Source organism: Chryseobacterium paludis, from assembly GCF_025403485.1.
GTDB classification, from domain to species: Bacteria; Bacteroidota; Bacteroidia; order Flavobacteriales; family Weeksellaceae; genus Chryseobacterium; species Chryseobacterium paludis.
The window spans coordinates 2,477,275-2,499,952 of the sequence record NZ_CP099966.1 but is presented as its reverse complement, the minus strand read 5'-3'; the positions used below and the strand labels follow the sequence as shown (position 1 = coordinate 2,499,952).

Below are 22,678 nucleotides of genomic sequence, written 5' to 3'. Positions count from 1 at the left end.
GTAAAATGAAGTTGTATGTTTAAGAAATTCATTCGCAGACCTGTTCTGTCTATCGTAATCTCATTGATTATCGTATTTATGGGGGTTCTGTCATTGGTAAAATTGCCCGTGACACAGTTTCCCTCCATCTCTCCACCCAAAGTAAATATTACAGCGGAATATCCGGGAGCAAACAATGAACTGTTAATTAAATCTGTAGTTATTCCTTTAGAAAGAGGTTTAAATGGTGTTCCAGGTATGAAGTATATGACTTCAGATGCCGGAAATGACGGTGAAGCCTCTATTCAAATTGTATTTGACTTGGGTACTGATCCCAATGTTGCTGCTGTAAACGTTCAAAACCGTGTGTCTTCGGTGGTTAATAAATTACCTCCGCTGGTAGTTCGTGAAGGGGTGAAAATTACCCGTGAAGAACCAAACATGTTGATGTATATTAATTTATACAGTGATGATCCAAAGGCCGATCAGAAATTCCTGTTCAACTATGCAGATATTAATGTAATGTCTGAATTGAGAAGGGTAAGTGGAGTTGGATTTGCAGATATTCTTGGAACCCGTGAATATGCAATGCGTGTTTGGTTAAAACCAGACAGATTAACAGCCTACAATATTTCGGCAGATGAAGTAATGGAAGCTTTAAATGAGCAAAGCTTAGAAGCCTCTCCAGGTAAAACAGGAGAGAGCTCCGGAAAACGTTCTCAATCATTCGAATATATCCTAAAATATCCTGGTCGTTTTAGTAATGAAAAGGATTATGGTAATATCATTCTAAAGGCTAAGTCAGCTGGAGAATTTGTAAGATTAAAAGATGTTGCCGATATCGAGTTTGGTAGTTCAATGTATGATATTTATTCAACATTAAATGGGAAACCTTCTGCGGCGATTACTGTAAAACAATCTTATGGTTCAAATGCAAGTGACGTTATTAAGAATGTAAAAACTTTGATGGCTGACCTTCAGAAAAACTCTTTTCCAAAAGGGATGCATTATGATATCAGTTATGATGTTTCAAGATTCCTGGATGCCTCTATTGAAAAGGTCGTGCATACTTTATTCGAAGCATTTATTTTGGTAGCAATTGTGGTATTCCTGTTTTTAGGAGATTGGCGTTCAACTTTAATTCCAGCTTTAGCAGTTCCTGTTTCATTGGTTGGAACATTTGCTGTAATGTCCGCTTTTGGAATTACATTAAATATGATCTCGCTCTTTGCTTTAGTTATGGCGATCGGGGTCGTCGTCGATGATGCAATTGTAGTAATTGAAGCTGTCCATGCTAAAATGGAAGAGAAAGGACTTTCTCCACTAAAAGCAACAGAAGAAGCAATGCATGAGATCAGTGGTGCAATTATCGCAATTACTTTAGTAATGGCATCCGTTTTCATCCCTATTGCCTTTATGTCTGGCCCGGTTGGTGTTTTCTACCGTCAGTTTTCGATCACGATGGCTTCAGCAATTATCCTTTCAGGAATTGTAGCCTTGACATTGACTCCCGCATTATGTGCTTTAATATTAAAGAATAATCACGGGAAAGCTAAAAAGAGAAATCTGATCACAATATTTTTAGATAAATTCAATGGTGTATTTACTAAGGGTGCTGGGAAATATGAAAAGCTGCTGAATAAAACAGTGACTAAAAAGATGTTTACATTACCTCTGTTATTGGCTTTTTGTTTATGTACTTTCTTTCTAAGTAATTCGCTTCCTTCAGGATTTATTCCAAGTGAAGATCAGGGAATGATCTATGCAATTATTCAGACACCTCCAGGATCTACTTTAGAGAGAACGAATCAGATAGCAAAAGAACTGTTAAAAGAATCAGAGGATATTGATGGCGTACAGTCAGTTTCTTCTCTTGCAGGTTATGAAATCCTTACGGAGGGTACGGGGTCGAATTCAGGAACTTGTTTGATCAATTTAAAAAGTTGGGAAGATCGTAAAGAATCTGCTGCGGAAATTATTGAAAAGCTTGAAGAAAAGGCTAAAAATATTCCTGGTGCTAATATTGAATTTTTCCAGCCACCGTCTATTCCGGGATATGGAGCTGCAGGTGGTTTCGAACTTCGATTACTGGATAAAGCTGGAAGTGGGGATTATCATAAAATGGAACAGGTAAGTAACGATTTTGTAAGGGAATTAAAAAAACGACCTGAACTGGGATCAGCATTTACTTTTTACTCTGCAAGTTTCCCTCAGTATATGCTGAAAGTTGATAACGATCTGGCAGAACAGAAAGGTGTAACTATTGCGAGTGCTATGGACAACCTGTCGACATTGATTGGTTCGAATTATGAAACGAGTTTCATCCGCTTTGACAGACCTTATAAAGTAATTGTTCAGGCAGGTCCGCAATATCGTGCTTTACCGAGTGATCTTTTGAAATTATACGTTAAAAATGATAAAGAACAAATGGTGCCTTATTCTGATTTCATGAGGCTTGAAAAAGTATATGGTCTATCAGAGATCACAAGACATAATATGTATAATTCTTCCGAGGTAAGTGGAACTCCTGCTCCTGGTTATAGTAGTGGTCAGGCGATCAAAGCAATTCAGGAAGTTGCTGATAAGACGCTCCCTAGAGGATTTGGTATCGACTGGGCTGGTATTTCCAAAGATGAAGTTAGCCGTGGAAATGAAGCTGTATTTATCTTTTTGGTGTGTTTAGGCTTTGTCTATCTGATCCTTTCCGCACAATATGAGAGTTTTATACTTCCGTTACCGGTAATTCTTTCTCTTCCTACAGGTATTTTTGGCGCATTTTTATGCCTTAAACTTTTAGGATTAGAAAACAACATCTATGCTCAGGTGGCAATGGTAATGTTAATCGGACTATTAGGAAAGAATGCTGTGTTGATTGTTGAGTTTGCCGTACAGAAGAAAGCAGAAGAAGGCATTCCTGTAATGAAAGCAGCAATTGAAGGAGCTACAATCCGTTTCCGTCCTATTTTAATGACCTCATTTGCATTTATTGCCGGACTTATTCCATTGGTAATGGCAACGGGTCCTGGAGCTGTAGGAAACAGAACCATTGGAACAGCTGCGGCTGGAGGAATGCTTATAGGAACTATTTTCGGACTAATGATCATTCCTGGATTGTATTACATCTTCGGAACGATAGCTGAAAAATCCAGACTGGCAAGATATGAAGAAGAGAATCCTTTAACAGAACAAACTGAACCTTATGAACATGATGGAAAATTTGAAGATTAAATCAATTCTTACAGCCATTGCATTATCACTTGTTGTAGCAAGTTGTAAAGCTCCAATGGCGACCGTTATAAAAGACGAGGTAAAAGAAAATTTACCTCAGAATTTTGGAGAAAACGAGCAGCAGGATGCTAATTCCAATAGCGGAACAACACCCTGGAGACAGTTTTTTACAGATCCAAACTTAGTAAGCTTAATAGAAACTGCCCTGAAAAATAATCAGGAACTATTGATTACTTTACAGGAAATTGAAATTGCAAAAAGCGGAGTCCTTTATAAAAAAGGAAAGCTAAGCCCAACTGTGGCAGCCACAATAGGAGCTGGAGTGAAAAAATCCGGTCGTTATACCAGTGAAGGAGCTGGTGATGCTACTACAGAGATTGAACCAGGTCGAGAAATGCCGGATCCATTGGGGAATTTTGAAGGTGGATTAATGGCTAACTGGGAAATTGATATCTGGAAAAAATTGAGAACTGAGAAAGAATCGGCAGTTGCCCACTATTTATCTACAGTTGAAGGAAAGAATTTTATTCTTTCGAACCTTATTGAGGAAGTAGCTGATAATTATTACGAGTTGTTGTCTCTTGATAACCAGTTGGATATTATTCAACAGTATATTAAGCTTCAGGAGAAAGCCTTAGAGATCTCTAAAATACAGAAACAAGCGGCAGCGGCTACGGAATTAGCGGTAAAGAAATTTGAAGCCGAACTGGCTAAATCCAAAGCAACAGAGTATACAATCCGTCAGCAGATCACCGAAAAAGAAAATGGGATCAATGCACTTTTAGGAAGATTCCCACAGCCGATTGTGAGAACAAAAGAAAGCTTTATGTCAACAATTCCGCAAACAGTTTATACAGGTATTCCTGCGCAGTTATTAGCAAATCGCCCGGATATAAAACAAGCTGAACTGGAATTAAAATCTGCGAAATTAGATGTAGAGGCAGCAAGAAAGGAATTTTATCCTTCTTTGGAAATTTCTGCAACATTGGGATTGGAGGCATTCAAGCCATCATATCTCGTGAAAATGCCAGAATCTATTGCCTATAATCTAGTAGGTGAAGTAGCGGGACCTCTGATTAATAAAACTGCGATTAAAGCTAATTTTCAGACGGCCGATGCAAAACAGATCCAGGCATTATATGAGTACGATAAAACCATTCTAAATGCTTATCTGGATGTTGCAAACTTAATGTCGAAGGTTAAAAATATAGACCAATATTATAAGCTGAAATCTGAGGAAACACAGGCTTTAGATCAGTCAATCGATATTGCCAATCAATTATTCAGAAATTCAAGAGCAGACTACCTTGAGGTACTTTTAAATCAAAGAGACGCTTTGGATGCCAAAATGGAATTGGTAGAAGCTAAAGAAAAACAGCTGAGTACAGTTGTTGATATTTATAAGAGCTTAGGCGGAGGCTGGAAGTGATTATAAATCCTTAATGTTTTTTTAATAGAAGGAGACTGTCGAAAGACAGTCTCTTTTTTTGCTCTGCAATTGAATAAGCCAGTTTTCTGATAACTTTAAGTATAGAAAAAGGACTCGGTAATTAAACTGAGTCCTTTGCAATTTACCTGCATATAGCAACTAAATTATATATAAACATGGTTGTTAGTTCTTAGTAATCCCAGAATACCTTATTTGTATTACTGTTGGGCTTTCCAATGAGTTCCATTCTTTACGGGTGGATCTGTTTCTTTCAGATTCTCATCATTGGTCGTTTTTAATTGATTAGTGTTCGTTATTTTACTGTCAATAACACTTGTTTTTGCCTTTTGAAAATCATTTTCATCATCCTGTCTGCAAGCACCTAATGTCATTGCTATTACAATTAGTAGTGGAAATGTTTTTAATGAGATAATCTTTTTCATAATATTTCAGAGTTAAAAGGTTATCCCGGCCAGGTTTATCATTCAGAATTCTGAGTTCGAAATTATATGCATAAAATGACATAAAAAAGTACTTGTTGTCTCTATTCGGCAATTAAGACGTCCTAATTCGTAAATAAGGACAATTATAAATAGTTGATATACAGCCTATTGTATGTTTGTTTTTTGATTTTAGAATGGGAGGTATTAATTCATGAATGTTTGATAAGATTTAAATGATTTTGTGTATTTTTGATTACTATATAGGCACCATTAATCATTCAATGTGATCAAAAAGCTACTTTTTATAATCTTTTTAGTAATTTTTAAACTTTTCTTTTCCCAAGAAGGGTATAGCGATTATTATAAGTTGAGAGTTAAATACGAAAATTTCGAAGAAAATAATACGGAAGCATTTCCATTTATTCAACCTTATATTAATAAAGCGAAAAGAGAGAAGAATTATGATAAGCTAGTTCAGGGATATAAAGACGGTGTATTTTATGCTTCTTCCAATGAGAAAAAGCTTATCTACGCAGATAGTACAATATGGGCAGCGAAGCTATCAGGAGATAGGGATCTGATTAGCACGGCGTATCTGGAAAAGGGTGTGGTATATTATTATCACTACAAGAGGTTTCAGGCAGCACTTAATGAATACCTTAAAGCCTATGAGTATTCTAAAAATACAAAGAACGATTTTTTAAAATATCAGAATTTATATCATATTGGGGTTGTAAAAAGTTATTTGGGATATTACGAAGAAGCCTCAAAATTGTTTGAGCAATGCATTGATTATTATAATCCTAAATCCAAATCGGGTTTACATCCCAACGAAGTTTATAACAATAAGAAAGGTTATCTTAATAGTCTTCATCAGCTGATTATTTGTTATCGTAACCTAAAAAAGCCAGATCAGGCAACCTTAGCAATTGAGACAGGACTTGAAGAAGCAGGCAGTGATAGTGATTATGAACAGGAAAAAGGCTACTTCCTACTTTCTAAGGGGATTTTAGAATATGATGACAGCGAATATTTAGCCGCAACAGAATACTTAAAAGAATCAATTCCTCCGATTAAGAAAAGTGGAGATTTTGCCAGACTTTCTGTAGATTATTTTTACGTTGGTAAAAGTTATGCAGGGTTAAAAAATAATGCAGAGTCAATTTCATATTTCAAAAAAGTAGATTCAATTTTTCAAAAGCATCAGTTTATCCTTCCTGAACTCAGAGAGAATTATGAGATATTGATCAAGCATTATAAAAAAGAAGGAGATCAGGGACAACAATTATATTTTACCAGCCAGCTTTTAAAAGCGGACAGTATTATCTCAAGAGATTTTATTTACTTATCAAACAAGATCCATAAAGAGTTTGATACAAAAACGCTGCTTGAAGAAAAGAGTAAATTAGAGAAGGCGAACTCATGGGGAAGATCTATTATTGTTGGCCTGATTTTATTGGCTGTTCTGCTTGCAATTTTATTGATTATAAGGTACAGAAGAGAAAAGGATGTACAACGAAAATATATTATTTTAGAAGAAAAATTTAGCCTACAACAGAATTTGATTTTTGAGAAATCTCTTGTGCCTATAGAGACAGAAGAGAAAAAAACAGGATTAGATGAAAACAAAGTAGAAGAATTACTTCGAAAATTAAAAATTTTTGAAGACAAGAAGGAATATACTCAGAAAGGGCTTACTATTAATAAACTTGCCGGCCAAATGGGAACCAATTCCAACTACCTTTCACAGGTGATTAATGATTGCAAGGGGATGAATTTCAATAAGTATTTAAGTGAGCTTAGGATCAATTATATAACCAGACAGCTATTTGAAAATAAAGAATATCTTAAATATAGAATTGAAACGTTAGCTAAAGAATGTGGTATAGCTTCCAGACAAAATTTTTCAGATTTGTTTTATGAAATTAATGGAATCCGTCCAACAGATTTTATCAGGAAAAGGAGACAGGAACTTGATAACAAGAATAATTTTTCGGCTTTTAATCCTATTTAAATATTTATTATTCGAACGTCATTGAAGGTTGGTCTTGTATTCTAAGTTTTTTTAATAGAAATATCTTTGTTATATTTATTGGAAAGCCATCACAAAACCAAATTATCATGAAAAAATTCTTTTTAGCAATTTTAAGTATTGTAATTATTTTGGTAGCAATACTTCTGATTAAAACTTTTACCTATCCATTTAAGAAAAATAATACAACCACAGTTGCTGAAGTAAAATGGGTGAAAAATGATTCTGCAATCCAAAGGCTTTCAGGCGGAATAAAAGTTCCAACTGTATCAGCAGGTGATTTGGATGTTTTCAATTATGCACCATTTGATCAGTTTAAAGAATATCTGAAAAAATCTTATCCTTTAGTATATCAGAATACAGAAAACTATGAAGTGAATAAATATGGATTGGTTTTTAAGTTAAAAGGGAGTAAACCAGATCTTGAACCTATTCTTTTTTTATCACATATGGATGTCGTTCCTCCCGGAGACGCTGACATCAAAAATAATGCACAAGATATTTTCAGGCCTAATGATAAGGCTTTACCTGCGGTAACAAAAGTATCGGAAGATTGGGATTATGCACCTTTTTCGGGAGCAGTTGCTGATGGGAGGATCTATGGAAGAGGTGCGATAGATATGAAGGGAATGTTATTTTCTTTGATGGAATCTCTTACCAATATGATTAAAAGCGGGGCACTTCCACAACGGGATATTTATCTGGCTTTGGGATTTGATGAAGAAGTTGGAGGAAGAAAGGGAGCAAAGCAGATTGCCAAACACTTTAAAGAAAAAGGATTGAAGTTTGATGCCGTCTATGATGAAGGAGGTTTAATATTACAGAAAGGAAGTATTAAAGGAATAGATTCTGATGTAGCGGTAGTGGGATGCGCTGAAAAAGGATTTCTCTCTGCAAAAATAAAGGTAAAAGGTTTAGGCGGCCATTCTTCCATGCCTCCTATGCAAAGTGCTATTGGTAAAGCGGCGGTTATTATGCAGAGGTTGGAAGAAGATCAGATGAAACCCATGATTACTCCTTTAATAAAGGAATTTTTTGATAATATTGGTGGAACAATGCCTTTTGTAAATAGACTTGCTATTTCCAATCAATGGCTTTTAAAATCGGTATTACTTTCCCAACTTGCCAAGAATAATTCTACGAATGCTTTAATTCGCTCTACAACAGCTCTTACCATGATGAAAGGTAGTGATGGAACGAATGTACTTTCTCCGGAAGTTGAATTTGTTGTTAATTTCAGACTTCTTTCAGGAGACTCCGTTAAAGACATCAGGGATCATATTAAAAAAGCTACAAAAGGTTTTGATGTTGAAGTAGAGGAGATTGATAATACAAGGGAAGCTTCTGCTGTGTCGCCTACAAATGTTAAAGCCTATCAACTAATTCAGGAAGGTATTAAGCAGATTTACCCGAATGCTATTACCACACCATATCTCACAATGGCCGGAACGGATGCTTATAAATATCAGATCGTTAGTAAGAATGTCTATAGATTCATGCCAATAAAGATCACTGATGCAGAAAAGCAGAGTATTCACAGTACCAACGAATATATAAGCATAGAAAATTATATGAAAATGATTCAGTACTTTGAGTATATTATGAAAAACTATGACAAATAAATAGTTTCATCTTCTCATTTTTCACTAATTAATTTTTTTAAATTAATAATAACACGTCAAGTTTTGTCGCATTACTGAAATAGCTTTGTCTCACCAAAATATAAAGCTATGGAATTGCCGTTTTACTTAAGTTATAAAGAGTTTGAAAGTCATTATTACGATAACCTTGAAAAATGGTTTGAAGAGTATCACAATACCAGTGAAATTGATTTTCTGAAAAGCTTCACAGATATGTATCGTCCTTATTTGTATTATAATTTTGGAAATGACAGAGTTCAGACTGATGCTTCCATTCAGATCAAAGATTGTTTTTTTCCATATTATGAAAAGATTGGTCTTTCCTTTTGTACCAGTTGTGAAAATGGAAAAGAAAAGAAGAACAGTAAAAACAATATCAATCATGTTTTTGAATGGAAAACAATTACGATGATGGAATATGCTCAACATATTCTGGATAAAGTTAATCGTCATTTTACAAAAAAATCGATTTCTCCAAAAGAAGAAAATGTTCTTGATTATATTAATAATTATGAAATTATTACTTCTAAAGAAGGAGCCGGTTATTGTGTGAATTATAACCTCCATCAGCAGACAATTCCCTTTTTAAAGGCTTATTTACCTTGTTACGGACAAACGGTTAATATTGCAGTATATAGAGATTTTATTTTCTCTGTGGTACAGATTGCTAATTTCATTGATCAGAAACTAAAAGCTGTACAGGCTATAGAAGCTACGATTTATAGTAAGTTAAAATCAGATGCCAGATTCAAAGTACAGATGAGCCATCAGTTTCTTACCATGTGTAATTAGTATGACAAACGACACCAAAACATTCATTATAACTCAATTATGGTTTGAACAATATCTCATATTATTCAAACAGACAGATCCTGATCAATTGATCAGGATTTTGTTTTATTATTTGGAAACCTGTATTGGATATTTAAGTTTTAGGTAAAACTCCTGAAGATATTTTTCCCAATCCTTAGCGGAAGTAATTTCTCCTGCTTTATCCCATGCGGCTCCTGCGTAAAAGGTCACAGATTGTTTATTACTCAAAATAATTTCTGATCCTAAATGTTTATTCTTATCTACAATATAATAGTTAGCGTAAGGAAAAAGCATCCCTGTTCCTACAATCCCGTTTTTTGAATTCTCAGGCCAGTAAGCAGCTAAATGATTATTCTGGTCTGCTACCTTTTCACCTTTGCCATCCCAATGAACAATTCCAGCGAAAACAGGAAGCGTTTGTCTGCCTGAAAAGTGATAGGTAGCTACAGACTTGTTAAGTTGAGAGCCTGCATCGAGACTAATTCTTTTGACAACAGAAATTTCGTAACCACCTTTTTCTACTTGAGGATAGGTAAGCTCAAAAGTAAAACGTAGAGGTCCTTCCTCCAGAATTTTGTATGAAGTATAATTTCCAAGATAAACAAACTCTCCACTGATGTAAGGTAAAATGTCTCCGGCTCCTAAGGTTTTTCCAACCTGAAAAAAATCTAAACCATCTCCATTATCCTCATGATAATTATTTAATTTGTACCATTCATTGATTACCATTAGGTCGGTTCTTTTAGCCCATGCGTCCATTCCCCATCCATTTTGTTCAGGAACTTTTTCCAATTCTTTACCATACATACGGAAGGCGATCTTATCATTTTCCCAGGCGAAATCTCCTAAACGTTCAGGTATAAATCTTCCGTACACCATATTGCTTAAGGATTGTGATGGCGTTTGAGAGAATTCTATTTTTTTTGTTTCTTTAGCTGTAAAATCACCCTGAACAAGAAGATCACCGTTCTTGAGCCATTGATAAGGTATTTCCTTACCTGTAGACGTTTCTTTGATCCTGAAAGTTTTACCAATAAGAAGTTTAACCTTTTTCAACGGGATTTCTATTGACTGTGTATTACGCTGAAGATCGAGGCTGTTTTTAAGCTGTAGTTTCAATAGTATTGTAGATTGTTGTGCATGAACCAATGATCCTATGCCTACCATTACTATAACCCATTGTATTGCTTTCATTAAAAATGAATTTATTATAGATACCAGTCTTTATATCTTTTCAAAGCTTCCAGAAAATAATAATCTGCATAAATTAGCGGAACATCAATCTCTGAATTAAGAGGTAAGCCTCCTGTGCTGTGCTTTAGAAGAAAACCACCATTCTCGCCTAATTGTGAACGGTACTTATCTCCAGATAAACTCACTATCATTTGGCGGGCTGCATCTGCATAGTTTGCTCTTTCATCTTTTTCTACATATTGACCTAACTCCAAAAGTGCCGAGGCTATGATAGCACCAGCAGAAGCATCGCGGGGAACTTCTGGAATTTTTGGATCGTTGAAATCCCAATATGGAATTTTATCCTCTGGAAGAGTAGGATTGTTCAGAATAAATTTTGCAATATGACGAGCCTGGTTTAAATATTTTTCATTTTTTGTAAATCGATACATCATCGTATAACCATATAGAGCCCATCCTTGCCCTCGTGCCCAGGCGGAAGAATCTGAATAACCCTGAAAAGTTTTTTTCCCTAAAACCTTACCCGTATTTACATCATAATCGATAACATGATATGAACTGTAATCAGGACGGAAATGGTTTTTTATCGTTGTATTAGCATGAGTAATAGCTATTTCTTCAGTTTTTTTACTACCTCCATTTTTGGCGGCCCACATCAGCAGTTCCAGATTCATCATATTATCAATGATCACTGGTCCTTTGAAATCTGCCATTTTATCCCAAGACAAGATAGCCTGCATTCCAGGTTTAAACCTTGTAGATAAAGACTCCGCAGATGTTAAGATCACTTCTTTATAAGCAGGATCTTTAGTAATTCTGTATGCATTGCCAAAACTACTGAACATCATAAACCCCAAATCATGATCGCGGGTAAATGTTTTATTAGGTTCGATTATTTTTAAAGTTCTTTCCGCTTCTTTTTTTATCTCTGGATCATTAGTCTGTTCATAGATCATCCATAATGAACCCGGATAAAATCCTGAACACCACCAGGTAATATCTCTGGTCGTAATTTTATTCGAAGAAGCATTATAAGATTGGGGCATTTTATCTGGAGGGACAGATTTTATCAAATATTTATATTGCTTTTCAGCAAATTCAAATTCATTTCGAATAAGCTTTGACATCTCTTTCTTATTGTTCTGTGCCGCCGCAATTATATTAATAACCATAAAGGTTAATACAGTTAATTTTTGTAAAATCATGAATTGTAATTATTCTTATGTACAATTTAATTAAATTTTATGAATTTGATTAAAAAGATATTATTAAACCATGAAAGATTGGTGGAATTTCTATTAGCCTGTTAATTAACTTTTTAACGATTCTAATAATACATTTGAGATGTTTTTTTTATATCTTTGAGTATATGATTGATAATATTCTTATTAAGAATATCTAGCGGTTGAATTAGGTTGTACTAAAATTTGTTTTTTCTCGAGTAAGATTATTTGTAATTAAATTATTATATATATTAATCTTAAATACCAATCAAATTATGAAAAAATCAATTATTTTTTACTGTCTATGTTTATATGTATCTTATTATTCACAGGTTGGAATTGGGACAACTAATCCTCAGGCTGTTTTACATGTAGACGGCGCAAAAGACAATGCCGTTACCGGTGCACCAACGGCTGCTCAAGAAGCAAATGATTTTGTAGTGACGGCCTCCGGAAATGTCGGTGTCGGAAATGCTAATCCTCAAAGATCATTGGATGTAGACGCCAAAAATCAAAGTCTCAGAATTCGAAATCTTGTTAGACAGGTTCCTGCGAGCTATGATATACTGACAAGAGATTTAACTACTAGTGATGTGGTTGCGACGTCGTACAGCTACAGTGAAAGTGTAACAGTGGCACCTGGTGCAAGTGCAACAGTTACTGTACCCGCTACAGTTAATATTGCAAGTGGTCTTTTTATTGTAAAATCAACAAACGGATGTGCCAGGGCAATGATAACCAGTTTTGCATATAATGGCTTATCCTTAGGTTACATCTCTGGAGTAGCAAGAGACAAAATAGGAAATCCTGCGATTGCTCCTATTGCACCTTCAGCAAATACTTCAGGAACGTGGACTGTAACTTTTGCCAACGTAACCAATTGTGCTGATGGAGGGATAGGAACGCAATTTGACTTTACGGTTATGAAGCCGACAGTTGACTCTTATACCATTACTAATAATGGAAATGTAGCAAAAACATATCAATTGACTGTTAGTCGTTTGTAAGATTGATTAAGTATCAATAAATTTATTATATTAAAATAGAAAAATAAAGCATTGGTTTTCATTGCTTTATTTTTTTTCAGAAAGAAAGGAACATGAAAATTGGATATTACAATTGTATTCGTAATTCCGATATGATTTGCGTCAGGCAGGCTGAAGTTAAAAGTTCAATTTCATATTTTCTATCAGTAGTTCCGACAGATAAAATTTTGTATTCCCAACCTGAGTAAACTCTGTTTGTCGTAGGTTATTTTTTCAATTTGATTAAATTATTTTCATTAATCTTTTTAGGATTATATACATTTGGCTTGCTTTATGTTATATTTATCAGGTTAATTTTAAAAATAAAAATATGAAAAAGAAATTATTTGCCTTATTAGCTTTTGGATTATTTGCAACAGCTGTTAATGCTCAGGAAACTGTAAAACAAGAAGTAAAAAATGTTGGTACTGCAATTGAAAAAGGAGCGAAAGCAACAGGAGAAGGAGTGAAAGATGGTGCTGAATGGGTTGGAGATAAAACTAAAAAAGGGGCAAAAGCTACGAAAAAAGGTGTTAAAAAAAGCACGAAATGGGTTGGCAAAACGGCAACCAAAGGTGCAAAAAATGTTAAAAAGACCGCTGTAAAAGGTGCAGATGCAGTAGCAGATGGTTATAAAGATGTAAAAGCAGATCTGAAAAAATAATCTTTCAGGATTTTCAGAAAAATATAAAAAAACGACTTCTACTGTAGAAGTCGTTTTTTATTATTATAATGCTTTTTCTTGATCATTATACCTCATGAATCATGATCTAAATAAAAATAATATTCATAAATGATTCAAAAAAAAACACCCAACTTATTGGGTGTAAATGTTTTAATTGATTATCAATTGTTTTGCAGAGAGGAAGGGATTCGAACCCTCGATACAGTTACCCGTATACTACCTTTCCAGGGTAGCTCCTTCAACCACTCGGACACCTCTCTATTTCGAGATTGCAAAAGTAATGTATTTTCTTGAATTAACAAATAATTAAAGCGATTAGTCTGTAATTTCTCCACATAAGCTTTTAGAAAAATTATCAGCAAAGTTCCCGGAATATTTTGGATTATCAACTAGGTGCATGGCTTTTGTAATGGCAGTTTCTGCTGTCATATCTTTTCCACTAATAGCACCTATTCTTGAGAAAATATTACTGTTTTCATATTTGCCAAATGAAATACCTCCTGAAATACATTGACTTACCACAACGATTTCAGTTCCGTTGTTCCGGATTTCCTGTAATGTTTCTTGTGTTTTTTCGCTGCTAAAAATGGTTCCTGATCCGAAAACCTGAAGGATCAAAACTTTCATTTTAGGGATTTCCTTGAAATGACTTAAGTGCATTCCTGGAAAAATCCTCCAGAATAAGATATCTTCAGAAATATGATCATCAACATGAAATTCTACATTGGGATCACAGCGGTATAAGCTGTCTTTTACAATGTTAAGATGAACCCCAGATTGTCCAAGTATAGGATAATTTGGACTAGCATAAGCATCAAAATATTCGGCAGAATATTTTAAAGTTCTGTTTCCTCTTAATAATTTATATTCAAAGTAGATGGCAACCTCCTGAATAACGGCTTCATCATTTTCATATAAACTGGCGTAATACAGGCTTGTTAAAAGATTTTCCTTAGCATCAGTTCTTAGATCTCCTATCGGCAACTGTGATCCCGTAAAAATAACGGGTTTTTTCAATCCCTTTAACATAAAACTTAAAGCTGAAGCTGTATAGGACATGGTGTCTGTGCCGTGAAGAACTAAAAAGCCGTCATAGTTATCATAATTCTTATGGATATAATGAGCGATAATTTTCCATTCTTCCGGTCCCATATCTGAAGAATCCAGTGGTTTTGCAAAGGGATGCACGAAAACTTCACATTCCATTAGTTTCATTTCAGGCATCTTTTCGAAGATATTGCCAAAATCAAACGCTCGGAGACTTCCGGTTTCATAATCTTTCTCCATACCAATCGTACCACCGGTATATATCAACAGAACTTTTCGTTTCATGTATACTTTTTATTAAGAAGTTGAATCTTGCTCAGGTTTATAATCTCAAAATTACGTTAATTTGCAAAGATTTGAAAATGAATGAAAGGCTTATGGAAAAATTTTATAAAAATCAGGTTATAATTGTTAGCGTTACATCAGGCTATAAAAAAAGAAAAGACTAATGCAGATGAAAGATTTAGCACAAACTTTTGAGTATTTAAAACAGTTCTTAACAGAGGAAAGATTACGGAAGATTGAACACTTTTCCCAGGATAGCTCTGATTTTGTGCTTCCTGTGATGGAAGATATCTATCAATTCAGAAACGCAGCAGCAATCGTAAGATCTGTTGAAGCATGTGGGTTTCATAAAGTTGTAGCGATGGAAGAGGAGAATGTTTTTAATCCCAATCTTACAGTGACTAAAGGAGCTGAAACCTGGGTTGAGGTACAAAAAATGCCAAAAAATATTTCGTCTCTCAAGGAAATCAAAAATAGCGGGTATAAGATCTTAGCTGTTTCACCGGAAAAAAATGCCGTAATGCTTCCTGATTATCAGATCACAGGGCCTATTGCCTTGGTTTTTGGAACCGAACTGGAAGGAGTTTCAGAAGAGGTACTGGACTTTGCGGATGAAACACTGGCTATTCCAATGTATGGCTTTACAAAAAGTTTTAATGTTTCAGTTGCAGCGGGAATCTGTATGTATGAATTGAAACAGAAACTCCTTAGATCTGGTATAGATTATAAACTTAATGAACAAAAGCTTTTGGAGATGAAGATACGCTGGACAGTTAATTCCATTAGAAGTGGTCATCAAATTCTAGAGCAATACTTAAAGCGATGATTTTAAGAGGTTAGCTATTTGTGTTGGGATTCAGATTGAGATAATTCCAGGATGTTACAAATATACCTGCTGTTTCAGTTCTAAGTCGTTGGTTTCCTAGAGATACTGCTTTTACTTTATTTTCTGCTAAATTTTGAATTTCTTTTTCAGAAAAATCCCCTTCAGGACCAATAAAGAAGGTGTAGTGATCTAGTTTTGGGATATTATTAAGCTCAATTCTTTCCAGGTTTTCATGACAATGAGCAACAAAAGTATTTTTCGGATCTATGTTTTTAATAAAATCTGAAAACTTTACAGGATCATTTACAATGGGAAAATGAAACCTCAGGCTTTGCTTAGACGCGGCAATACTTTGTTTTCTTATCTTATCAATATTAATGTTTTTACGTTCTGTTTTTTCTGTGATCAAAAATGTAATTTCGGAAATACCCATTTCTACAGCTTTTTCTACGAAAAATTCAATTCGATCAATATTTTTGGTGGGTGCAATTGCAATATGAAGTTTAGGATTAAAATCCGGGATATAAGTTTTAATTTCAGAAACATTAAGAATAGCTTTTTTACCCTCTAAAACCAATTTTCCGGAAGCCAGATTTCCCTTGCCATCAGTTACATGAATTTCTTCTCCATTTCTCATCCGAAGAACTTTCACAATATGTTGCTGTTCTTCATCATTGATAGTTACTTTATGATCTTCTATATGTCCGTAAAATAATTTCATTTTTTGCCAAATTGTTAAATCGTTGAACTGTAAATTAATAAACTGAGATTTTTGATTGATCCCTCAATTAATTTAATCTTCATTATTTAAAATTCCAGATTGGTTTAAAGAATTAAAGACCCAATTACCTCTATTGTTAAACCAAAAGCGATATTTAAAAAAATATGATTTGCTATTATTCGATTTCCATGAAGGACCTTATTAGTATGAGCCATAATTTTCATGGCAGTTCTTCTTTTATGTGAATCGATAAATTAATGATGTACCTTTTTATAGGTCATATTTCGAAATAGCACTTGTTCTTAAGTCAGTAAATTCTCCTCTTTCAAATTTTAACTGCGCTACCATCGCGATCATTGCAGCATTATCTGTAGTGTATTCAAATTTTGGGATGTAAATATTCCAGCCTAGTTTTTTCTGATTTACCTGCATTGCTTCTCTTAATGCTGAATTGGCAGAAACACCGCCTGCGATAGCAACTTCATTGACATTCAGCTCTTTTGCTGCTTTTTCAAGTTTATTCATTAAAATTTCAATAATGGCCTTTTGAACCGAAGCACATAAATCGTTGAGGTTTTCTCTAATAAAATCAGGATTCTTTTTTACTTCTTTCTGAATGAAATATAATACTGAAGTTTTTATCCCGCTAAAAGAATAATTGTAGTCTTCCAGTTTAGGTTTATTAAATTTAAAAGCATCGGGATTTCCTTCTTTAGCCAACCTATCAATAATAGGACCCGCCGGGTAGTCAAGATCAAATATTTTTCCAATTTTATCAAAAGCTTCACCAGCTGCATCATCTATTGTTTTGCCCATAATTTCCATGTCGAAATAATCTTTTACTAACACGATCATGGTATGACCACCACTCACAGTAAGGCATAAAAATGGGAATTTTGGCGGCATAGGATTTGCATCGTCAATAAAATGCGCTAAAATGTGTGCCTGGAGATGGTTTACCTCTATTAATGGAACATCTAAACTCATAGCCAGAGATTTAGCAAAAGAAGTACCCACAAGGAGGGAACCCAAAAGTCCTGGTCCGCGTGTAAATCCTATAGCAGAAATCGCATTTTGTTGTATATTTGCTTTGGTGAGAGATTTTTCAACAACGGGAATGATGTTTTGCTGATGGGCTCTTGAAGCTAATTCAGGAACAACACCACCATATTCTTTGTGAATTGCCTGATTTGCAGCAATATTAGAGAGAATAGTATTCCCCTTGATGATAGCTGCTGATGTGTCGTCACAAGACGATTCGATACCTAAAATTATAGACTCGCTCATAATAATGGCAAAGTTAGAGAATAATAACGAAAATGAGAATAAAAAATCTGTAACTGAAAACTTAAGTGATCAGGTACAAAAGACTGTAGAAAATGTAGAGGAGAAGGTAAAAGAAACCGTAAAAGAGGCATCTGAACTGGCTTCAGATGCCGTTCATCATCCTGTGGAAACTGCCCAGGAGTTTGGCAAGCAGGCTGCTAAAGATGTTACCAGCTATTCCTGGTGGGCAAGGCTTCTGCTCATTTTATTCTGGTTAGGTTTTTCCCTTATTGTTGCGGTTATAGTTATTATAAATCTTCCTGTTACTAAGCAATGGGCAGCTGATCAGGCATTGCAAATCGTTAATAAAGATTTCAAAGCAAAAATGTCCACAGAAAGTGTGGAAGTGAATTATTTCGGGAATGTTACTATTAAAGGATTAAAAGTTAAAGATTATAAAGGGCTAGAGTTTATTAAAGCCCGGGAATTTCGTGCCAATTCAGATTGGTTGTCACTGGCGGCTGGGGCAATTTCAGGGAAAAGTAACTCGCTGAGTTTTAATTCCCTTACCATGGTAAATGCAGATGTGAAAGTAATCACTTATAAAGGGGATAGCATTTCCAACTTCATACGTTTTACACAATTGTTTGATAATGGAAAGAAAAGAGATCCTAAAAAACCTGCTTTCCAATTAAACTCCAGAGTACATATCGTAGATTCTAAGGTTTCGATTGTTAATCAAAATTCACCTGGTGAAGCAGGGAAATGGCTGACTGCCACTAAATTTAACCTGAAAGCCCCTAATTTAAAAGTTAATGGAGCTGACATTTCAGCACTTATTAATAACTTATCTTTTGTAACTACAAGATGGGGAAAATCTCACTTTGTAGATACTTTCTCCACTGAATTGTCACTGACTCATAAATCCCTTTCTCTTAAAGATTTAACCCTAAATACAGATCATACTCTTTTACAGGGAGATATTAAGTTTAATCTTAATAATGGTTCATGGGCAGATTTTGCAGATAGGGTAAGATGGGATATGAATCTTAATCAGGGAAGTCAGCTAAGTGGTTATGATATCAGTTACTTTGTTACCAATTGGGATAACTTTAAGCCCTTTAATGTTTCTGGGAAAATGACAGGGCCATTAAATAAATTTTACCTTGAAAATTTCCTTATTAGAAATCCTGACGTGAATATTGCGACTCAGACCATGAAGGTAAATAATCTTTTAAAGGGTAAATTCCTGATCGAAACAAATAACCTTTCTACAGACTTTACCTATAAAGATCTAAAAGTAATGATGCCTTCATTTATCTCTAAAAAGATGAAGAACTTTGCAGATGATTTTGGAAAACTAAAATACAATGGATCAGCAAGAGTGAATCCTGATCAGATCTATATTCCCAATGGTAATTTAATGACGGGAATCGGACAGGCTAAGATTTCTAAACTTTCTCTTACAGGATATAGTACGGCAATGCCAAAGTACTCTGGATATGTGGAAGCAACAGACCTAAATACTTCAGTCATTACAAAAAATAAATCAGTAGGATTAATATCAGGGAAATTTGATATCGATGGACAAAGCTTCGATGTTAATACCATGCGGCTGACTACAAAATCTCAGATTTCAAGTATTGAGATCATGAATAAAGAAATTAACAATCTTTATCTGGACGGTTTATTGGATCACAAAAAATATAATGGAACAATCACAGTAAATGATGAGCAGGCTAAAGCTACGATAAAAGGACTTATTGATTTCAGTACATCAAGAATTGCAACAGATGTAAATGCTGATGTTACCTATCTGAACATGAATTATTTTACTAATAAACCTGGAAATCAGATCGTAAGTGGGAAGGTGGTTGGAAAAATGGCGATGTCATCTCTTAATGATCTGACATTGGATGTAGAGGCCAATAATATCAATTTTGCGACCGCGACACAGAAGTATATAGTTCCAAATGCTAAATTAAAAACATTTATTGAAGCTGGAGGTAGGGTTATTTCCGTTGATGCTCCAGGAGCAGTAAATGGAAAAATTTCCGGCAAGTATAATTTGGCGGATCTTGCGGGGATGGTTGAGAATGGATTAGGGAAGATCTTAGTTGGACCACCACCAAGAAAGCTATATAGAGGGCAGAATTTTGCAATGAATTTTGATGTTCAGCAAGGATTAGTGAGTTATTTTTTACCTGATTTGAAACTTCCCCAGGGAGCATTAGTTGAGGGACAGTATGATGGTAATTCAAATAATCTCATTCTTAATGTAGATGCAGCTTCATTAAAGTATATGATGACCAAAGAAGTTGAGATTACAGAAGCAGATAAGGCATTGGCAGAAGCAAATCCTGCATATAAGATAAATGCGAGAGATAATATCACCAGAGACAGTGCTTTGGTTGATAGTGTAATGGTCAGAATAAATACAGCCAATCTTGATGAGCAACTGTATGCAAAAATAAATAAGGTTCAGTATAACAAAAATATACTCAAAGATATTACGCTCAGTGGAAAGAATGAAAATAACACAACTCTTCATCTTGCCACTAAATTTAAACATGGAAGTCCTGAAGATGAACTGGAGGACAAGCTTAAAGAATATGCCATCAATGTAAATCAGTCCACCAACGAGTTTGGTGATTTTGTATTCAAATTTGATCCCACTGAAGTAAAGTTCAACGAGGTAACCTGGGCTATAGATACAAGTCCGGAACTTGATCACTCGATAACGTACAGGAAAAAAACGAGCGATTTTGAGATCAGAAACCTGAAAATCTATTCTGATAAAAGCGTATTGTTCATTAAAGAATCCACGTTTAAATCAGCTAAAGATTTTTACGTAGACGCTGATATCAATGACTTTTCTATTGAAAAACTTCTGGAAATGCAGTCTGGTGGAAACTCTATGAATCTAAAGGGACTGGCAAATGGGAGTGTGAAAATAAGAATGGATAAAAGCACCCTTCAACCATTGGTTGATTTAACGGTTGATGATATCAAGATGAACGGAAGTGATATGGGAGACCTTACCATTTCTGCTACAAACAGTTTTTCGCTGAATGTGTATGATATAGATGTAAAAGTAACTTCTGCCGGGGTTATCGGAAATAACAATCTACATCTGACAGGAACTGTTAATAATAATACTTCTTCACCTACAATCGATCTTGTGGCAGAGATGCGTGAGTTCAATGTTTCCTTTGCGCAGCAGTTTGTACGGTCAATTTTTGGCAACCTTAGAGGAAAAGCTACAGGAGATCTTAAAATAAACGGGACTTTGAAAAATCTTGACTACAGTGGTGATATTGCTTTAAAAGAATTTGGATTAAAACTCTTATTTACAGGAGTTGATTATTCATTTGATGATACCGTTATACCATTATCAAAAGGTCTGGCGATTCTTAATAATATTGAAGTTCATGATGGAAGATCCAATTCTAAAGGAAATATTTCAGGAGCTATACAGTTTGAGACACTCTCTTCAATGGGGGTCAACCTTGTAATGAGGGCAGATAATTTATTGGTGCTTAATAGTACCCAAAAAGATCTTGATCTATTTTGGGGTAGAGTATATGGCCAGGGAGATCTGTATATTGATGGTCCTGTGTCGGGTCTTAGTATTACGACACCTAATATGAAAGCACTTAGTGGAAGTACATTTACGTTTAATTCAAGTTCAACTTCCAATGTTGAAGAATTTAAAATGCTGAGGTTCTTAAAAGAAGGAAAAGATGGCTTGGTAACACTTGAAGATAAGAAAAAAACGGGAGCTAATATGCATATTGACTTCTCTCTTGATGTTGATAAGGGAACGACAGTAAATGTTCTGGTTGGAGATGATGTGGGGAATATTACGGTAAAAGGAGAGGCTAAGAACCTGAAATTCCAAATGAACAGACAAGGGGGTATTGCTATGGCTGGAACCTATAGAGTGGATAATGGGACCTTTGTTTCAAAAGCAATTCTTAATAAAACATTCCAGATAGAAAAGGGCAGCAGTATCCGTTGGGATGGTGATGCTATGAAGCCGGCATTGAATATTACAGCCAACTATGTGAGAATGGTTTCCAATGCAGGACAATATTTAAATATGGGTAATCTTCAGCCTATAAGTATATTGCTACAGGCTAATATTACGCAATCTCTTGTTGATCCTAAAATAGATCTGGATGTATCTGCTCTGGATGTATCAAGTCAGGTAAAAGAAACGCTGGCTGCTAAAATGAGTCAAGAGGGTGAAAAGGTTCTTCAGTTTGGTTCTATACTGTTGTTAAATAGTTTTAATATTTCAAATACCGGTGGAGTGGGTGTCGATGTTGCCGGAGTAGCTGAATCTTCAGGATATAATATGCTTTTAAAGCAATTGGGCTCAGTTCTTAATACAATGAGTAATGAATTCCAGATCGACTTAAATTACGTAAAAGGCGATCAGAATTCAAACACTGGAGATCGGGCGAATGCGGGGGTAAGTTTTGCACTTTCCCCAAGGATAAAAGTGAAGACCGGTTTGGGAATTCCATTAACGAAAACTGAGAGTACTGAAGCTAATTATCTCTCCGGCGAGGGATCTATTGAATATGATATTTCTAAGAAAAATGACGGAAGTTTAGTTTTAAGAGGGTACTCTAAACCTACGAATATCGGAATGGGACCAGGTGGAACCGGCACTAACGGATCTGCAAATCAAGCCTATGGAGGCGGTGTTGTTTGGAGTAAAAGCTTCAATTCTTTATTTAAAAGGAAAAGAAAAGATAAAAAACAACCAGATGTGAAAAAGGAAATAAAAACAGATTCCCTAAAAGCAGAGGGTAAATAATTTGAATATTTTAA

15 protein-coding genes and 1 tRNA gene are annotated in these 22,678 nt (G+C 35.0%); 9 read left to right on the top strand and 7 right to left on the bottom strand.

The window, feature by feature from the left end; all coding sequences use genetic code 11:
* Nucleotides 1-15: 15 nt before the first annotated feature.
* On the top strand, nt 16-3,207 hold the full coding sequence (locus NG806_RS11175) for an efflux RND transporter permease subunit (RefSeq protein WP_261513091.1): 3,192 nt from the start codon (nt 16-18) through the stop codon (nt 3,205-3,207).
* Nucleotides 3,179-4,636 (top strand): TolC family protein, encoded by a 1,458-nt coding sequence (locus NG806_RS11170; RefSeq protein WP_390882590.1) that lies wholly within the window; start codon nt 3,179-3,181, stop codon nt 4,634-4,636. Before NG806_RS11175 ends, NG806_RS11170 begins: the two co-directional genes overlap by 29 nt.
* Nucleotides 4,637-4,854: 218 nt before the next feature.
* On the opposite strand, the gene NG806_RS11165 is transcribed toward NG806_RS11170, so the two are convergent.
* A complete protein-coding gene (locus NG806_RS11165; RefSeq protein WP_261513090.1) occupies nt 4,855-5,079 on the bottom strand; it encodes a hypothetical protein in 225 nt (74 codons plus the stop codon).
* A gap of 367 nt (nt 5,080-5,446) precedes the next feature.
* Here NG806_RS11165 and NG806_RS11160 point away from each other — a divergent pair, with 367 nt between their 5' ends.
* The 3 genes from NG806_RS11160 (at nt 5,447) to NG806_RS11150 (ending at nt 9,543) form a co-directional block, all read left to right on the top strand.
* Nucleotides 5,447-7,093 (top strand): helix-turn-helix domain-containing protein, encoded by a 1,647-nt coding sequence (locus NG806_RS11160; protein ID WP_261513089.1) that lies wholly within the window; start codon nt 5,447-5,449, stop codon nt 7,091-7,093.
* A 107-nt stretch (nt 7,094-7,200) separates the two neighbouring features.
* Complete coding sequence (locus NG806_RS11155; protein WP_261513088.1) at nt 7,201-8,733, top strand: M20/M25/M40 family metallo-hydrolase; 1,533 nt, start codon at nt 7,201-7,203, stop codon at nt 8,731-8,733.
* Between the two features lie 108 nt (nt 8,734-8,841).
* Nucleotides 8,842-9,543 (top strand): hypothetical protein, encoded by a 702-nt coding sequence (locus tag NG806_RS11150; RefSeq protein ID WP_261513087.1) that lies wholly within the window; start codon nt 8,842-8,844, stop codon nt 9,541-9,543.
* A gap of 108 nt (nt 9,544-9,651) precedes the next feature.
* On the opposite strand, the gene NG806_RS11145 is transcribed toward NG806_RS11150, so the two are convergent.
* Nucleotides 9,652-10,758 carry a DUF4861 domain-containing protein gene (locus NG806_RS11145; protein WP_261513086.1) on the bottom strand — a complete coding sequence of 369 codons (1,107 nt, stop codon included), beginning with the start codon at nt 10,756-10,758 and terminating at the stop codon, nt 9,652-9,654.
* A 14-nt stretch (nt 10,759-10,772) separates the two neighbouring features.
* A complete protein-coding gene (locus tag NG806_RS11140) occupies nt 10,773-11,963 on the bottom strand; it encodes a glycoside hydrolase family 88 protein (protein WP_261513085.1) in 1,191 nt (396 codons plus the stop codon).
* Between the two features lie 293 nt (nt 11,964-12,256).
* Here NG806_RS11140 and NG806_RS11135 point away from each other — a divergent pair, with 293 nt between their 5' ends.
* The gene (locus NG806_RS11135) at nt 12,257-12,988 is read left to right on the top strand and encodes a hypothetical protein (RefSeq protein ID WP_261513084.1); all 732 of its coding nucleotides are present in this window, start codon (nt 12,257-12,259) and stop codon (nt 12,986-12,988) included.
* A gap of 349 nt (nt 12,989-13,337) precedes the next feature.
* On the top strand, nt 13,338-13,670 hold the full coding sequence (locus NG806_RS11130; RefSeq protein ID WP_261513083.1) for a hypothetical protein: 333 nt from the start codon (nt 13,338-13,340) through the stop codon (nt 13,668-13,670).
* 194 nt (nt 13,671-13,864) lie between these two features.
* On the opposite strand, the gene NG806_RS11125 is transcribed toward NG806_RS11130, so the two are convergent.
* Both NG806_RS11125 and NG806_RS11120 read right to left on the bottom strand, forming a co-directional pair.
* Nucleotides 13,865-13,951: transfer RNA gene (locus NG806_RS11125), tRNA-Ser, on the bottom strand.
* A gap of 55 nt (nt 13,952-14,006) precedes the next feature.
* A complete protein-coding gene (locus NG806_RS11120; RefSeq protein ID WP_214828862.1) occupies nt 14,007-15,023 on the bottom strand; it encodes an asparaginase in 1,017 nt (338 codons plus the stop codon).
* Nucleotides 15,024-15,186: 163 nt separating this feature from the next.
* Between NG806_RS11120 and NG806_RS11115 the strand changes: the two genes are divergently transcribed.
* Complete coding sequence (locus NG806_RS11115) at nt 15,187-15,849, top strand: TrmH family RNA methyltransferase (RefSeq protein ID WP_390882589.1); 663 nt, start codon at nt 15,187-15,189, stop codon at nt 15,847-15,849.
* A gap of 10 nt (nt 15,850-15,859) precedes the next feature.
* Here NG806_RS11115 and NG806_RS11110 read toward each other — a convergent pair whose 3' ends face one another.
* Both NG806_RS11110 and tsaD read right to left on the bottom strand, forming a co-directional pair.
* Nucleotides 15,860-16,570, bottom strand: coding sequence for an RsmE family RNA methyltransferase (locus NG806_RS11110; RefSeq protein WP_214828866.1), 711 nt, complete (start codon nt 16,568-16,570; stop codon nt 15,860-15,862).
* A 270-nt stretch (nt 16,571-16,840) separates the two neighbouring features.
* The gene (gene tsaD / locus NG806_RS11105) at nt 16,841-17,857 is read right to left on the bottom strand and encodes a tRNA (adenosine(37)-N6)-threonylcarbamoyltransferase complex transferase subunit TsaD (RefSeq protein ID WP_261513081.1); all 1,017 of its coding nucleotides are present in this window, start codon (nt 17,855-17,857) and stop codon (nt 16,841-16,843) included.
* Nucleotides 17,858-17,861: 4 nt separating this feature from the next.
* Here tsaD and NG806_RS11100 point away from each other — a divergent pair, with 4 nt between their 5' ends.
* On the top strand, nt 17,862-22,664 hold the full coding sequence (locus NG806_RS11100; protein WP_261513080.1) for a translocation/assembly module TamB domain-containing protein: 4,803 nt from the start codon (nt 17,862-17,864) through the stop codon (nt 22,662-22,664).
* Nucleotides 22,665-22,678: the final 14 nt, after the last annotated feature.

Coding starts and splice junctions, on each gene's coding strand:
- NG806_RS11115 (WP_390882589.1), top strand. CDS start 15,187: ATGCAGATGAAAGATTTAGCACAAACTTTTGAGTATTTAAAACAGTTC.
- NG806_RS11170 (WP_390882590.1), top strand. CDS start 3,179: ATGAACATGATGGAAAATTTGAAGATTAAATCAATTCTTACAGCCATT.
- NG806_RS11110 (WP_214828866.1), bottom strand. CDS start 16,570: ATGAAATTATTTTACGGACATATAGAAGATCATAAAGTAACTATCAAT.
- NG806_RS11155 (WP_261513088.1), top strand. CDS start 7,201: ATGAAAAAATTCTTTTTAGCAATTTTAAGTATTGTAATTATTTTGGTA.
- NG806_RS11130 (WP_261513083.1), top strand. CDS start 13,338: ATGAAAAAGAAATTATTTGCCTTATTAGCTTTTGGATTATTTGCAACA.
- NG806_RS11145 (WP_261513086.1), bottom strand. CDS start 10,758: ATGAAAGCAATACAATGGGTTATAGTAATGGTAGGCATAGGATCATTG.
- NG806_RS11120 (WP_214828862.1), bottom strand. CDS start 15,023: ATGAAACGAAAAGTTCTGTTGATATATACCGGTGGTACGATTGGTATG.
- tsaD (WP_261513081.1), bottom strand. CDS start 17,857: ATGAGCGAGTCTATAATTTTAGGTATCGAATCGTCTTGTGACGACACA.
- NG806_RS11150 (WP_261513087.1), top strand. CDS start 8,842: ATGGAATTGCCGTTTTACTTAAGTTATAAAGAGTTTGAAAGTCATTAT.
- NG806_RS11165 (WP_261513090.1), bottom strand. CDS start 5,079: ATGAAAAAGATTATCTCATTAAAAACATTTCCACTACTAATTGTAATA.
- NG806_RS11135 (WP_261513084.1), top strand. CDS start 12,257: ATGAAAAAATCAATTATTTTTTACTGTCTATGTTTATATGTATCTTAT.
- NG806_RS11100 (WP_261513080.1), top strand. CDS start 17,862: ATGGCAAAGTTAGAGAATAATAACGAAAATGAGAATAAAAAATCTGTA.
- NG806_RS11140 (WP_261513085.1), bottom strand. CDS start 11,963: ATGATTTTACAAAAATTAACTGTATTAACCTTTATGGTTATTAATATA.
- NG806_RS11175 (WP_261513091.1), top strand. CDS start 16: ATGTTTAAGAAATTCATTCGCAGACCTGTTCTGTCTATCGTAATCTCA.